The organism is Acetobacterium sp. KB-1 (assembly GCF_003260995.1).
GTDB classification, from domain to species: Bacteria; Bacillota; Clostridia; order Eubacteriales; family Eubacteriaceae; genus Acetobacterium; species Acetobacterium carbinolicum.
The window spans coordinates 1,060,493-1,075,032 of sequence record NZ_CP030040.1; the positions used below are offsets into that span (position 1 = coordinate 1,060,493).

The following is a 14,540-nucleotide window of genomic DNA, read 5'->3' on the forward strand; positions in this document are numbered from 1 at the left end:
GTTACGATTGTAACATAAAACACCATCATTTTTTCGATGGGACTAACTTTTTTTCAGATAATTCAGAACGCTGACTCGTATTTTATTGATCTGTATTTTAATCTGGTAAAAAATGTTTTAAAAATATATAATATCAGTAGCATCTAAGTTTAGTTATATGAGGTGAAAAATTTATGATTATTGATTTAAGAAGCGATACCGTCACACAGCCAACCCAAGCCATGCGAATTGCCATGGCCAATGCACCCGTGGGTGACGATGTCTATCGGGATGACCCTACGATCAACCAGCTCGAACAACTGGCTGCCGAATTGCTGGATAAAGAAGCCGCACTGTTTGTACCATCCGGCACTTTTGGAAATCAACTGGCAATTATGACCCATACCCAACGAGGAAATGAGGTTTTAGTCGGTGATGCCTGTCATATCCTGATGCACGAGGTCGGTGCTGCCGCCGTTCTTTCTGGCGTTCAGATTAGAACCTTTCCGGTTCTTGCTGATGGCATCGATGTGGACAAACTCAAGCTGATGCTTCGGGGCAATGATATCCATTTTCCGAATACTGGTCTGATCTGCATGGAAAATGCTCAGTCTTCCGGTAAAGTTGTTCCACTCTCCAATATGGAGGCGGTGTATGCGCTGGCAAAGTCTCGAGATATCCCCGTTCATATTGACGGGGCCAGAATTTTTAATGCCGCCCTTGCCCTGAGTGTTGAGGCGAAAGAAATAGCTGCGCAGGGAGACTCTGTTAATGTCTGTCTTTCCAAAGGCTTATGCGCACCGGTAGGCTCATTGCTACTCGGAACTACCAGTTTTATCAAAAAAGCCCGAAAAAACAGAAAGTTGATGGGCGGCGGGCTTCGTCAGGCGGGCATCCTCGCTGCAGCCGGAATTATCAGCCTAACTGACATGGTCCCCCGCCTGCAAGAAGATCATCAGAATGCTCGTTACCTGGCTAATCGACTGGAAGAAATTGAATCCTGTATGGTCATGTGGAATCGTCTCGACATTAATATGGTTTTTTTCACCCTACCCGAATCGGTGATTACCGAATCGACACTGGTTTCCGGGCTATTAGAAAAAAACATAAAAATCAGCGGACAAGAAGACGGTGAGTACCGATTTGTTACCAATCACGGTGTCAGCTCAGATGATATCGACTGGGTCATTGAAAGCATGAAGACGCTTGTTTCACGATGTTCTTGATTTTTACCTTTCATTTTCATCGCGTCGATGCATCAAAATCCTTTTATAGTTAGGCTTGACGTGGTATACTAAAGTCACTACAAATGGAGGATTCTTTATGACAACCACTTTCTACGGTAACCAAGGTGTTGTGAACAGCATCATACTTGATATGGAAACCGATTTCGAGAAACAATTAAAATTTTTAAAGACAATTAAATTCACTGATGACTTCAAGCCTGAATGGCTGCCGGACATTGTCAAAATAAGCTTTATCATTGAGCCGTCACTGGGGCAGTTTGGCAAACCTAATCTGATCATCATTGCCGAAGAAAAGAGCCTCCAGCGACATGTAATTTTTGTCGAATCAAAAATTTCCGCCTATGATGATGCGTCGGAGAAACTGAACATAAAACTTTTTCCCAATAAGTACAAAGATATCGGCGATAAACTCAATATTCGTCTGGCTTTGATGTATCGTCTGGCCAAGGCTTATCACCATCAGAAGGATGGCGGTTTTATTGAAGATGTGGATGAAGCCTACAAGCTCTATCATGATCTGCCAAAGGTTCTGAAAAAACCTGTCATGATCAAACTTTGTATTGACAAATTCGGATACAATCCGGATTTTTTATTTGTCGCCCTAACCAATGATCCCGTCGACATCCAGCCCTTTAAAAACGCCAACTTCCTCCCTCCCATTGGTGTCAGTGGCTGGCGAGCCGAAAAGCAATTTTTTGGATTGATTTCCTTTGCCATGCTAGAAGAACAAAACCTTATTAACGCCCGAAAGGGATATTATTCTACGGCAAAAGAGAACGTTTTGCATCTGCCCGCAGAAACCGGCTCCAGCAATAACGACCCGACCATCCGGACCATTGTTCTGGACCAATGGCACCCGGATTTAAAGCTGAATTTGGAGGAATTTTTAGTCTCTCTTGGCGATCGACTCACTACCAGCAAGGTCATTACCTTTAACGGATCTTATAGTATTAAAGCCGAGGACGGCCGAACGCTCGTGAAACTTTTTGCCGACAAGCAAAAAATGTACATCACCCTGAGAAATGACAATATTCCAATCGCCTTTAAAGATAAACCGCGAATCAAAATTGGCGTAGGTCTTAACGCCAAGTCTTTTGTCTTAATTTATTCAGGCACCGATGACCTCACCGGGGATCATTTCAATAAACTGGCCATGGAACTGATCGAAATTATTGTCGATTTTGTGGAGCAATAAATAACCTGTCCCAATCTAATTATCATATCAATCTCTTAAATATCGTTCAAGCGCAATTACATGTTATAAAAAAAATTAATTAACGTTTGAAATGACTGCCCATGGAAGATTTTTTTGCCACGAACAGCCAGATGTAAAAGCTGACCACAGCCAATGCTTAATTATGGTCAGCTTTTTTTTAATACAAAAATACCGACATCAGTCCGCTACGATGCATATTGGCTATCGAAGGACAAATGTCGGTATCTTTAATTTAACAGGTCTGATCAATCCTGAGCTTTCAGGACCTTAATATAATCAATCATATATTCTGGCAGATCCGGAGGCCGACGGCTTGAGACGATGTGACCGTCGATAATCGAAGGCGTATCATGCCAGATTGCACCGGCATTGGTCATGTCATCTTTGATGCCAGGGGTACTGGTAACATTTTTACCTTTGAGGATGCCAGCAGAAATCAGCACCCATCCGGCATGACAGATTTCACCAATGACCCGTTTGCGGCTATCCAGGTTGCGGATCATCTCTAAAACCACCGGGAAACGGCGGATCGCATCCGGTGCCCAGCCGCCGGGAACCAGAATTCCGTCATAATCGTCAGGATTGATGTCAGTATAAGCCAAGTCGGACACACACGGCACACCGTATTTACCGATGTACTTTTTGCCGGCTTCCTCCCCAACAACATCAACGGTAACCCCTTCTTCCCGTAAGCGAAGCACGGGGTACCACAATTCAAGATCTTCAAAATCATTACTAATCAGCGCGATAATCTTTTTGTTTTTCATCTTGTTTTCCTCCTGTTTTTTATTTTTAGACATTCCCTCTGGAACCGGGCTTAACTAGTGCGACTTTACCAGCCTTACAAACGGGACAGTCATCCGGGTCCCAGGCGGTGATTTCCAGTTTAATGGCTGAGTAAATGGGCATGTTGATTTCGACACCGGCGGCACGACGGTCGGCGATGCAGGCGACACCGAGGACGACCGCTCCCAGTTCTTCAAGCACTTTTTTCGTTTCAATGGTGGATTTTCCGGTGGTGACGACGTCTTCGGTGATAATAACCCGTTCGCCGGGTTTTAATTCAAAGCCGCGTCGTAACTCCATCAGCCCATCTTTACGTTCGGTAAAAATGGATTCTTTGCCCAACTGTCGGCCAATTTCGTAGGACACAATGACACCGCCCATGGCCGGGCCCACAACCTTATCAATTTCGAGTGCCTTTAACTGCTCGACAACCGGCGCTAAGACCTTGGCGGCGGCATCCGGGAAGCGCAACACCTTGGCACATTGAACATACTGATCGCTGTGTTTCCCTGATGACAGTAAAAAATGTCCTTCTAAAAAGGCATCGGTTTCTTTAAGTATTTCTAATATTTCTTGACTCATCTTATTCCTCATTTCTGTATTTTATATTAAACGATTCCCCGGACTGCGTCGATATTGACAAGGCCTTCGCTAACACAATAGGCTTCTAACCCTTCAATGATCTCAATCGGTGCCATCGGGTTATTAAAATTGATGGTGCCGATTTGAACACAGGTTGCCCCGGCCATAATAAATTCCAGAGCGTCTTTCCAATCGCTGATGCCACCCATAGCCATCACCGGAACTTTCACCGCCCGACAGACCTGATGGGTCATCCGCAGGGCAATGGGTTTCACCGCCGGACCGGACAGGCCGGCATAAAGATTATCAAAAACAACGGCTTTTTTCTTGTAATCAATGGCCATTCCCTGTAGCGTATTAATCAGTGAAATCCCTTGGGCACCGGCATCCTCACAAGCCCGGGCAATGTCAGCCACCGCTTCGCCATTGGGCGATAATTTGACCATAATCGGATGGTGGGAAAGTTCCACCACCTTTCTGGTAATGTCACCAGCGGTTTGAGCCTTAATGCCATAAGCCATACCCCCAGCTTTCACATTGGGGCATGAAATATTCAGTTCAATCAGCTGGACATCAATGGCATTGAGTTTCTCAATAGCAGTTAGATAAGATTCTTCATCTTTTCCGCCAACATTGACAATGGTAACAGTATCGATTTCTTTAAGGTGGGGCCATTCATTTTCAATAAAGGCGTCAATTCCGGGGTTTTCCAGACCAATACTATTCATCAGTCCGGCCGGGGTTTCCCAGAGTCGCATGCCCGAGTTACCGGATTTGGGTTCTAAGGTCAACCCTTTAGAGCAGAGGCCGCCAAGCTTAGCCAGATCATAAAAGGCTTCATACTCCCGGCCAAAACCGAAGGTTCCGGAAGCTGGGATCACCGGATTTTTAAAGCGGATGTCACTAAATTTTGTTTCCAGACATTTAGACATAAAAGACCTCCTCGCGGACAAACACAGGGCCGTCCTTACAGACCTTTTTATTGCCAGATCGGGTTTCACAGCTGCACCCCAGACAAGCACCGATCCCGCAGGCCATATGGGCTTCTAGCGAAACATACACGCGATTCTCTTTTGGCACGGCTTTAGCTACCGCTTCCATCATAATTTCCGGGCCGCAGGTCACCACGGTTTCGCCGGGTAAAACCGCAAGTTTGTGGGTGATAATCCCCCCAACATCAAGAATCATTTCATCTGCCAGCACTTCAAAGGCGTCAACCCCGTAAGCGATATCCCGAAAGCCCAGATAAACCCGACATTTACCAAGGGGGTTTTGATTACGGTAATGGCGTACCAGATAATATAGGGGTGCTGTCCCGATACCGCCGCCAACCACACACAAGTCGCCGGTTATTTCGGGAAAACCATTGCCATAAGGACCCTGAATGGTCACATCGTCATCGGTCTGAAGCCGGGCTAAGATTTCGGTTCCTTTTCCCACCACCTGATACAAAAAGGTAAGCAGACCGGGTTCGTAATCGTGAACGCTGATCGGTCGGGATAGTAGCGGGTCCTTGTCCCAGGCTCGCAGCATAAAGAATTGCCCTGGTTTTACTGCTCCGGTAAAGGCAACCGTCATTTTATAAATTCCCGGTGACACAAGCGTATTACTTCGGATTAAAGCCATTTAAGAATATCCTCCTGCATTGCCAGGGTTGCATTTCTAATCTGTTCTGCAAAGCCCTCATCTTCACAGCCAGCCTTTTGATGAGCGGTAATCAATCCCCGCGATGAGTTTACGACCGCACAACGGGATGCTTTTAGGATCTTGGCAATGTCCTCACCGGTTCCGCCCTGGGCGCCGTAGCCCGGCACTAAAAAGAAGGTATGGGGACAACGGGCCCGAATCGCTTCGAATTCTTCCGGACGGGTCAGTCCTACTACTGAACCAATGGCTGAAAAGCCATTTTCTCCGCGGAAGGCGCTTCCCCAGGCTTCGATTTTGTCTCCCATGATTTCGTAGATGGTATCATCACCCACCGTCAGGTTCTGAAGATCCACCGCTGACGGGTTGGATGTTCGTTGGAGGATAAAAAGCCCCTTGTTGTTTTCTTTAATATACTTGTAATAAGGTGATACCGCGTCAACGCCCATATAGGCGTTAACGGTCATGATGTCTACCTCAAAATCACCAGTGAAATGACCTTTGGCATACTGATCGCCGGTGGACGAAATATCGCCTCGTTTCACATCACCAATAACGACAATACCTTTGCTCCGGGCATATTTAACCGTTTCGCTATAGGCCTTCATACCGTCTAGTCCCAGTGACTCGTAACAGGCAATCTGTACCTTGTAGCAGGCTGCCAGATCTGCAGTCGCATCGATTATTTTTTTATTGAATTCGGTTATTTTCTCACCATCGGAGCAGTCTTTACTAAGTAGATATTTGGGTAAGAATTTTAAGGTTGAGTCCAGACCCACACAGATCGGTCCTTTTTTTACAGCTTCATGATAGAGCCTGTCCATTATCATCATATTTAATTTCTCCCTTCACCATGGTCATCATTACTTTTCCTTTTAGGGTCTCACCACCAAAGGGATTATTTTTACTTTTTGAGACAAATTCTTTGGGGTTTAATTTCCCTTCCCAGTTTAAATCCACCAGAACCAGATCCGCTGGATACCGTTCTTTGATGAGCCCCGTTTTAAGACCTAAGCGTTTGGCCGGGGCGTCGCTGAGCATCTCACTGAGTTTCTCCAAACCGATACCGTTCTGATCAAAGACCGTGAAATACATCGCAAAAGCCATTTCGAAATTGTTGATTCCCGGAGCCCCTTTTAGCTTATCCTCTTCCGAGTGGGGGGCATGATCAGTGCCACACATGTCAATGCTGCCATCTTTTATCCCCTCAATTAACGCACGACGATCAGGATAAGTCCGAAACGGCGGATTGACCTTATAGTCCATGGCCGAAGCAAAGATATGATGGGGGGTGACCTCGCAGGTGACATCCAGACCTTTTTCCTTAGCTTCTACAATCAGATCCAAAGTAACTTTCTTACTGATATGACAAACATGAAGATGTCCGCCAATTTCTTCGAGCAACTTGACATCCCGACTTACCAGTTCAGTTTCCGGCTGACAATGGGTTAATAAAATAAAATCCTGTTCACTTGAAGCCTTCAGCCCTGCCACCATGATGTCCGAATTCAGAATCGAAACTCCGTCGTTGGAAAATACTGGCGTCAATTGCCGCAGTACTTCTAAATCAACTAAATCGGCATCATTAAAGCCCTTTGTCAGGGCCGCCACCTGGATCAGGTTACATAGGTTTAGTGCCTCGGCTTTATCCAGATTGGTTTTCAGAGCTTCTGCTTCATCAATAATGGGCTTTGTATTAGCCATCGCCACCAGTGTCGTATACCCACCTTTTAGTGCCGCCTGCATACCGGTTTCCATGGTTTCTTTATATTCATAGCCAGGGTCTCGCAAATGACAGTGCATATCAATAAATCCCGGCATCAGCTGATAGCCCCGGCCGTCGATTTCCTTGTCATATGCTGTTTTAACAGTCCCTTTTTCTTTATACACTTTTTTTATTTTTCCGTCTTCAATCAATACCTTGCCAAACCGTCTTCCGTTAGCATCAACCATTTCAACGTTCTTGATTAAGGTTTTCATGTTTCCTCCTTTTGTTATTCTTCTTCAATAAAAGTGGTGTAGGCGTCGCAGTATTCACAGCGGTATTGTCTTTTCTCTTCGTTCACCAGAAAAAATTTAATATCCTGCACATCCTCATATTGGGTGATGCAACGGGGATTTTTGCAGGTCATAATGCCGTTGACAACCTTTGGAAGGGTCAAACTTATTTTTTTGTACAATTCACCATTCTTGACAAAGTTAATCGTGACATTCGGATCAATCAGACCCAAAACAGTCATATCAATCTGCATGTCGGTTTCGATTTTAATTAAGTCCTTTTGCTTCATTTTCTTGCTGGGAATGTTTTTTAGCAGCACCACCACATCATCAATGTCATTGAGATGGAGCTCCTTGTATATCTCAAATCCGTGACCTGCCTCGATATGGTCGATGATGATGCCCTTTTTTAGTTTCGATACATTGATCATTTTCTATCCTCCACTCCCAAAAGCTTGGTAATGAGTGCCATACGCACATACATTCCGTATTTAGCCTGAGTAAAATAAACAGCCCGGGGATCTTCGTCAACTTCGGTAGCAATTTCATTAACTCGGGGCAACGGATGCATAACTATCATATCCTGTTTGGCGCCCTTCATTTTCTTCTTATCCAGAATATAATAGTTTTTTAACCGCAGGTATTCTTCTTCGCTGACAAACCGTTCCCGCTGAACCCGGGACATGTAGAGAATATCCAGTTCGCCGATAACCTCATCCAAACTGGTCGTTTCATTATAGGTTTTTGAATCCAGCTGATTTAAGATATGAGTCGGCATTTTCAATTCTGTCGGAGAAATAAAAACAAACCGAACACCCTTATAACGATTCAGCATTTTAACCAGAGAATGAATGGTACGGCCAAAAAGCAAATCGCCACAAACCCCTACCACATGGTTGTCGCAGCCGCCTTTGAATTTCCTGATCGTCAGTAGATCGGTTAAGGTCTGGGTAGGATGTTCATGGCCGCCATCGCCAGCATTGATAATCGGCATTTCGTTGGCAAATTTAGAGACCAGCCGAGCCGTTCCTTCCCGGGGATGCCGAATCACAGCGATATCGGAATAGCACTCGATCGTCCTGATGGTGTCCCCCAGACTTTCTCCCTTGGACACCGACGAATTATTTGGATCATCAAACCCGATGATTTCCCCGCCTAGACGAAGCATCGCCGCTTCAAAACTGAATCGTGTCCGGGTGGAAGGCTCATAAAAAAGGCTGGCTAATAATTTACCTTTGCAAACCAAAGAATAACCCTCAGGGTCTGCAATAATATTATCAGCCAGCTGCATAATCGATTCAATTTCGTTTAGTTGAAAGTCTCCAGGCTCGATTAAATGTCTTCCTTTTAACATATTGTTCCTCCTATAATAAACACAATTATGGGCAAAAAACAAGCCGCTTTATAAAAATAGCGGCATACTTTCAAACAGGCATTTTCCCCCATTAAATGTATCGTTTCTTTTGCACCATTATGCCTCGCTTTACAAAGCCTGCATACTTAATTACAGTAATCATAATTTAATTAGGCAGAATTGTCAATGGGCTTTGATTAAAAGAAACCGTTAACTTAAGATAATATTTCGACTTCTGGTTCAATAGGCGCAAGCGTAAGGATTTAACTGGAATTTGGGAGCGGATAATGGTATGATGAGAAGAAAAAAGGAGGCGTTTTAAATGTATTTCGTAACGTATCAATATAACGCTTTTAGTGAAGGCGGCGTTCTAACCGCCGATGAAACAAAGGTCTTACCAATTACAACCATTGGTAAGCTAATGGGTCTTAAATTTCCGGAGCTTTTAATCGAGTTTATTCCCATGGCTACCGACGAACTACTGACTGATATGGAGAAAGTCATGACTGAGCATCAGAATCTGGGGATTAATCTGGGTCTGGTAAAACTGCTGGCGCCGATTCCCAAACCACCAAGAAATATTTTTTGTCTTGGCAAAAACTATGCTGATCACGCTAAAGAAATTAAGAACATCCCCTCCTTAGGCGACGTGCCGGAAAATCCGATCTATTTTTCAAAACTGCCGACCGCGGTTACTGGTCCGGATACCGTGATTTTATCCCATGCTAAGGCGACCAAACAGATCGACTACGAGGTGGAACTGGCCATTGTCATTGGTAGAAAAGGCTGCGATATTTTAAAAGAAGAAGCTGAGGATTATATTTTCGGCTATACCATCGCCAATGACATCACCGCCCGGGACCTTCAAAAAAAGCACTCCCAATGGTATAAGGGCAAATCGCTGGATACTTTTTGTCCCCTGGGCCCCAGAATCCTACATAAAAATGATTTAAAAATCCCCTTCGATCTTGACATCACCTGCCGGGTCAACGGTGAGATACGACAGCACTCCAATACGGGTCAGATGATTTTTGATATCCCCGCCATTATCAGTGACCTGTCCCAGGGTATGACCCTGCTTCCGGGCGATATCATTCTTACCGGAACCCCTGCCGGTGTCGGCTTTGCCCTTAATCCGCCACAATTTCTTAAACATGGAGATCTGATTGAAGCAGAAATTGAACGAATCGGCATCTTGCGAAACACCATCGAATAAATTAATATATTAAGCTAGCATCACCCGGGTCAGACTCGAGGCGATGCTGGCTTTTTATGGCGCATAATATTAAATATTGTTTGCTTCCAAAACAGTCAAACGATTATTAATCATTTAAGCCGGCAAACGTTTCAGGCTAAAAACACTTATTGCAGCCACAAATAATACCACAATAAAAATGCTGAATCCACCGATAATCAGGCTGATATTCGCCTGTCCATTGACGATGGCAAGGCCATCAAAAGCATTGTACAGGGAGAATTTTCCTAAAAAGGCAGTTCGCTCGGACAATTTGCTAAGTGTATTTAGGATAAAGAATCCAACCGGAATCAGAGCACCAAAGAACAATGATAGCTTGGTGCTATTGAACAAACAGGAAAAGAAAAAACAAAACATGCCAATCGTCATCGTCATTAAACAGGCCCCGACATTCAGTTTCAGAAAGACTCGCACTTCCAGCATTCCTGGAAAAAACTTTTCACTCATGCCATAGCCGACTAGAAAAAGCACTACAAATAAAACCGCAATGGATGACAGCAGATAAATTCCCTGAGTCACAATGATTTTAATCCGACTGTTTGGGGTACACAATAAACTGGTAAAGGAACCCTCATAAACCCATTTTGCCACCAACCGATTGGCCAGAATAATGCAATAAACCATGGGAAATAGATAAATCAGAAAGCCATAGAACAAACTGGCAATAAATCCGGTCAGACCACTGTCAATAGTACCAAAGCCCATGGCATTAACCAGAGTCGTCGGTAAGATGGACATCATATCCACCATTGCCCCTATCCCATTGGGATCATAGATATAGATAATAACAGCCAGATAAATGGACATCAGAGCAATAAAAACCAGCAGTAGCAGGGTGTTGTTCTTGATATTTTTTAGAAACAATGGAATACTCATACTTTTTTCCCCTCTCTGACTTTTTCTTCCTGATCAGGCCGAGCTTTGCCTTTCGCCACTTTTTCCTTAATCAATTTACGCTTCTGTTCCGGTTTTTCTTCTTTGTTCCGCACTTCTTTTTTGATTGCTTCATGATGGACTTCCTTCTGGTAATGTTGCTGGAAAATTTCTTCCAGGGACTGGTTTTTAGAATTAAATACTAATACCTTTTCATGAGACAAAACCTTCATCAAGACGTCAATCCGATCACCAGGAGAAAATATTTCGTAGTCACTTTGCGAAAACTGCTGATAGCCGAAACCGTATTTCTTAATCTGCTCAAGATTTGGCGGAGCTGCAAATTTAACCAGATAGGCCTTGGTTTCGTCGGCTCGCAGACTGACAATATCGCGGTCTTCGACCAGATGACCTTCCTTGAGAACCCCCACCCGGTCACAGGTTCGTTCCACTTCTTCAAATCGATGGGTCGAAAGTAGCACTGTTTTCCCACGGCGTTTTTCTTCCAGCACAAGGTCTAAAAATCGCGACTGCATCAGCGGGGTTAAGTTGATGGTCGGTTCATCCAAAATTAACGTTTGAGGATCATGCATCAGACCTGTGACAATGGACAGTCTTTTTTTCATGCCCATTGACATGTTTTCAATTTTCCCGCGCGTTTCGACCTCGAATCGTTCAATCAGTGAATCTCTGTGTCTGTTATCTTTTTGTCCAAACATCCCACGCATCTGGGAGATAAAATTGAGGTACTCTTTCACCCGCATGTTTTCGAAAAGAACCACATCTTCGGGCACATATCCCAAATTTTTTTGAATCGCTGAAGCTCGAAAAAAGCAGTTTAGTCCATCGATGGTGGCACTGCCCCGTCCCGCCCGGATCAACCCCATGAGCATCCGTATGGTGGTTGTTTTTCCGGCGTCGTCAGGCCCAACATATCCAAACGCCTCACCTTTTTCAACTTTAAAATTCAAGTTGAAAATGCCTCTAGAGCTTGAATATTTAAGGGTAACATCCTTTAATTCAATCATTTTTTTCTCCTTACAAACATTATTCTTGCTTTTTTATAGGTTAAACCGATTTGTCAACCCGTTTGTTCAGTTCATTAGCGATTCGGCCAAAATCTGATCCGGTAAGGGTTTCTCCCCGGATCCCCGGTGCTATATTACAGACCTCCAGAACTTCAAGCAAAACGTCTTTTTCAAATGGGGTATTCATGGTCAGCCCATTAATTAAAGTTTTTCGCCGATTCAAAAAACTGGCTTTGACAATTGATAAAAACAATTCCTTGTTTTCCAGTTCAATTCTGGGAACCGTCAGTTTTTTCAGGGTTACAACAATGGAATCAACCTTGGGCTTAGGGATAAACACTTGGGAAGGTACATCAAAATCTATGGAAATATCGGCATAAAACTGTGCTACAATGCTCAAAGATCCATAAGCTTTGGTGCTGGGAACCCCACACAAACGCTCACCCACCTCTTTTTGAATCAAGAAGGTCATGCTCTCTATAGGCAGGTCCGATTCCAGAAAACCCATAATAATGGGAGTGGTAATATAATAGGGTAAATTTGCCACGATCTTAAGAGGCATGGTAGCAAGATCTTCTCCCAATATCTCTTTTACGTTGGTTTTTAAAATATCGCCTTGAACGATTTCGACATTGTCACACGCTTTTAATGTCTCCCGGAGTACCGGTATCAGTTTTTTATCAATTTCAACTGTGATAACCTTGCCCGCATGTTCACTAAGCGCCTGGGTCATGGTTCCAATCCCCGGACCAATTTCCAACACCAGATCCCTTTCATTTACATCTCCAGCTTTTACAATTTTTTGAACAATATTTTCATCAATTAAAAAATTCTGTCCAAAACGTTTATTGAAGTGGAGATCGTATTTTTTTAACAATGCTTCAATGACTCTTGGTGATGTTAATTTTTCCATTCATTTCCTTTCTGTTTAACAAATATTTACACGCTATGAATGATCCTGTGTGGCTTCATTCATAACTTAACTATTATACACTTTATTTAATCCTGCGGGAAGACCTTATCACCAATTCAATACGGAAAGAATCAACCTTTTAAACATTTAACCAATACTTTGCGAGATCTTCAAACATTATCCTGTCAAATGTTTAATTTGCAATTTTAAATCTGTCAAAAGCCCTTCATTGGTCCACTGACAGGCAACATTCCTGAATAATTAAATTTTTTAGCGGATTTATTTGAAAGCGGATGTCATTTAGTTAAAAAAGTAAACGTCTCCATGTCTCATGTAAAGCTCCACTCTTTACTTTTTGACAAGTCATTTCATTTTAACTTAAAGCTAAATTAATCATTTTTACAAATGATTCCGATATCGTTATAACTCCCTTTCTTCAGTGTCGTAAATATTTACCATTCTAAAGCCGTTTCATCATACTATCTAACTCTCTTATTAAACCTTATAACTGCGTTTTCTTAAACGTATTTAACGATGGCCTTGCAAAATATCCATGTATAATGTATTATACGCATTGCCAATTTGTAAATAAATTGCAACAATCAATGATGCATTTAAGTCACAACAAAAATAGTGACACCATCATGTTTTGACATTGGAGGTCAAATGAAGAAAAACTTAATAAAAAGCGCATGCGTAAGTCTTGCCTTTGTTTTATGCCTGGGTATAGCGCCAGGCACTGTTATGGCAAAAGAAGCCGCAGTGGATTTAACCCAAATCACCCAGGCAGTTGAGACGGCGAAAAACACCGCTCCCCTGCCCAGCTTGTTCGTAGCGCGAACAACAGCACCGAGTGCTGATAATCCTTATTTCTTTGCCAACAATCCTTATGCCCAGGGTGGCTACGGTATGCCGAATTGTACCGCCTACGCTTTTGGCCGGGCGTATGAAATTTTAGGAACCGCCCCAAATTTACATATGGGTAATGCGAATTCATGGTGGGCCGATAATCAAAGCAATGGTTATTACCCCTCCGGATCCACCCCCAAACTGGGCGCCGTGATCTGTTGGGGTGGCAGTTCAGATGGACACGTGGCAATTGTTGAAGCGATCAACGGCGATACGGTTACCCTATCCGAATCCACCTATAGTGGCGTATACTTCCAGAATTACACCTATACCATTGGTGCTGAGGATGCTACCTCGGTGGGCGGTTTTCAAGGTTATATCTACATCGGCGACTACATTGATGCCACATCGGACATAACACCACCGTCTTTATCAGATGTACTGGTTACTGACTATCAAAGCGAAGGAATCAAAGTCACCGCTCTGGTTTCTGATGACTTAAGCGGGATCAGCCAGGTTTACTTTCCCGTCTGGACCGAAAACGGTGGGCAGGATGATTTAATCTGGCATGAAGGAAGCGTTTCTGACAATGTGGCCAGTTGTTTTATTCCATACAGTGATCACAATACCGAGCTTGGTGACTACAATGTCCATGTTTATGCTTATGACAACGCCGGTCACTACACCATGACCGCCACAACCATTACAAAAGCCGACACCTTTACCAGCCTGGGTGAAGTTGTTCACACAAACTAAGTAACTTACTTTTAAAGAAAAAGCCTTTCAGATGACGTCTACAAACATCACTGGAAGGCT

At 43.6% G+C, this 14,540-nt stretch carries 15 protein-coding genes; 4 read left to right on the forward strand and 11 right to left on the reverse strand.

Annotated features, from left to right (window positions below; genetic code table 11):
- The first annotated feature begins 173 nt into the window (after window positions 1–173).
- Window positions 174–1,205, forward strand: coding sequence for a low-specificity L-threonine aldolase (ltaE, locus tag DOZ58_RS04900; protein WP_111887287.1), 1,032 nt, complete (start codon window positions 174–176; stop codon window positions 1,203–1,205).
- Between the two features lie 97 nt (window positions 1,206–1,302).
- Window positions 1,303–2,421 carry a hypothetical protein gene (locus DOZ58_RS04905; RefSeq protein ID WP_111887288.1) on the forward strand — a complete coding sequence of 373 codons (1,119 nt, stop codon included), beginning with the start codon at window positions 1,303–1,305 and terminating at the stop codon, window positions 2,419–2,421.
- 266 nt (window positions 2,422–2,687) lie between these two features.
- Here DOZ58_RS04905 and DOZ58_RS04910 read toward each other — a convergent pair whose 3' ends face one another.
- From DOZ58_RS04910 to pyrB, 8 genes are read right to left on the reverse strand one after another with little or no spacing between them, the layout of a single operon-like run.
- Window positions 2,688–3,209 carry a type 1 glutamine amidotransferase domain-containing protein gene (locus DOZ58_RS04910; protein ID WP_204355473.1) on the reverse strand — a complete coding sequence of 174 codons (522 nt, stop codon included), beginning with the start codon at window positions 3,207–3,209 and terminating at the stop codon, window positions 2,688–2,690.
- A 25-nt stretch (window positions 3,210–3,234) separates the two neighbouring features.
- On the reverse strand, window positions 3,235–3,810 hold the full coding sequence (gene pyrE, locus DOZ58_RS04915) for an orotate phosphoribosyltransferase (protein ID WP_111887290.1): 576 nt from the start codon (window positions 3,808–3,810) through the stop codon (window positions 3,235–3,237).
- A 26-nt stretch (window positions 3,811–3,836) separates the two neighbouring features.
- Window positions 3,837–4,742: a dihydroorotate dehydrogenase gene (locus tag DOZ58_RS04920; protein ID WP_111887291.1), complete on the reverse strand. Its 906-nt coding sequence runs from the start codon at window positions 4,740–4,742 to the stop codon at window positions 3,837–3,839.
- Complete coding sequence (locus DOZ58_RS04925; RefSeq protein WP_111887292.1) at window positions 4,735–5,436, reverse strand: dihydroorotate dehydrogenase electron transfer subunit; 702 nt, start codon at window positions 5,434–5,436, stop codon at window positions 4,735–4,737. Before DOZ58_RS04925 ends, DOZ58_RS04920 begins: the two co-directional genes overlap by 8 nt.
- Window positions 5,427–6,287, reverse strand: a complete 861-nt coding sequence (gene pyrF, locus DOZ58_RS04930; protein ID WP_111887293.1) for an orotidine-5'-phosphate decarboxylase — start codon at window positions 6,285–6,287, stop codon at window positions 5,427–5,429. The genes DOZ58_RS04925 and pyrF overlap by 10 nt, the downstream gene beginning before the upstream one ends.
- A complete protein-coding gene (locus DOZ58_RS04935) occupies window positions 6,259–7,434 on the reverse strand; it encodes a dihydroorotase (protein ID WP_111887294.1) in 1,176 nt (391 codons plus the stop codon). The genes pyrF and DOZ58_RS04935 overlap by 29 nt, the downstream gene beginning before the upstream one ends.
- 14 nt (window positions 7,435–7,448) lie before the next feature.
- On the reverse strand, window positions 7,449–7,883 hold the full coding sequence (locus tag DOZ58_RS04940; protein ID WP_111887295.1) for an aspartate carbamoyltransferase regulatory subunit: 435 nt from the start codon (window positions 7,881–7,883) through the stop codon (window positions 7,449–7,451).
- Window positions 7,880–8,806 (reverse strand): aspartate carbamoyltransferase, encoded by a 927-nt coding sequence (gene pyrB / locus DOZ58_RS04945; RefSeq protein WP_111887296.1) that lies wholly within the window; start codon window positions 8,804–8,806, stop codon window positions 7,880–7,882. The genes DOZ58_RS04940 and pyrB overlap by 4 nt, the downstream gene beginning before the upstream one ends.
- A gap of 322 nt (window positions 8,807–9,128) precedes the next feature.
- Here pyrB and DOZ58_RS04950 point away from each other — a divergent pair, with 322 nt between their 5' ends.
- A complete protein-coding gene (locus tag DOZ58_RS04950; RefSeq protein ID WP_111887297.1) occupies window positions 9,129–10,022 on the forward strand; it encodes a fumarylacetoacetate hydrolase family protein in 894 nt (297 codons plus the stop codon).
- 114 nt (window positions 10,023–10,136) lie between these two features.
- Here DOZ58_RS04950 and DOZ58_RS04955 read toward each other — a convergent pair whose 3' ends face one another.
- From DOZ58_RS04955 to rsmA, 3 genes are read right to left on the reverse strand one after another with little or no spacing between them, the layout of a single operon-like run.
- Complete coding sequence (locus DOZ58_RS04955) at window positions 10,137–10,937, reverse strand: hypothetical protein (protein WP_111887298.1); 801 nt, start codon at window positions 10,935–10,937, stop codon at window positions 10,137–10,139.
- On the reverse strand, window positions 10,934–11,962 hold the full coding sequence (locus DOZ58_RS04960) for an ABC transporter ATP-binding protein (RefSeq protein ID WP_111887299.1): 1,029 nt from the start codon (window positions 11,960–11,962) through the stop codon (window positions 10,934–10,936). The genes DOZ58_RS04955 and DOZ58_RS04960 overlap by 4 nt, the downstream gene beginning before the upstream one ends.
- 40 nt (window positions 11,963–12,002) lie before the next feature.
- Window positions 12,003–12,875 carry a 16S rRNA (adenine(1518)-N(6)/adenine(1519)-N(6))-dimethyltransferase RsmA gene (gene rsmA / locus DOZ58_RS04965; protein WP_111887300.1) on the reverse strand — a complete coding sequence of 291 codons (873 nt, stop codon included), beginning with the start codon at window positions 12,873–12,875 and terminating at the stop codon, window positions 12,003–12,005.
- A gap of 666 nt (window positions 12,876–13,541) precedes the next feature.
- Between rsmA and DOZ58_RS04970 the strand changes: the two genes are divergently transcribed.
- A complete protein-coding gene (locus tag DOZ58_RS04970) occupies window positions 13,542–14,480 on the forward strand; it encodes a CHAP domain-containing protein (RefSeq protein ID WP_111887301.1) in 939 nt (312 codons plus the stop codon).
- The last annotated feature ends 60 nt before the right edge of the window (window positions 14,481–14,540 follow it).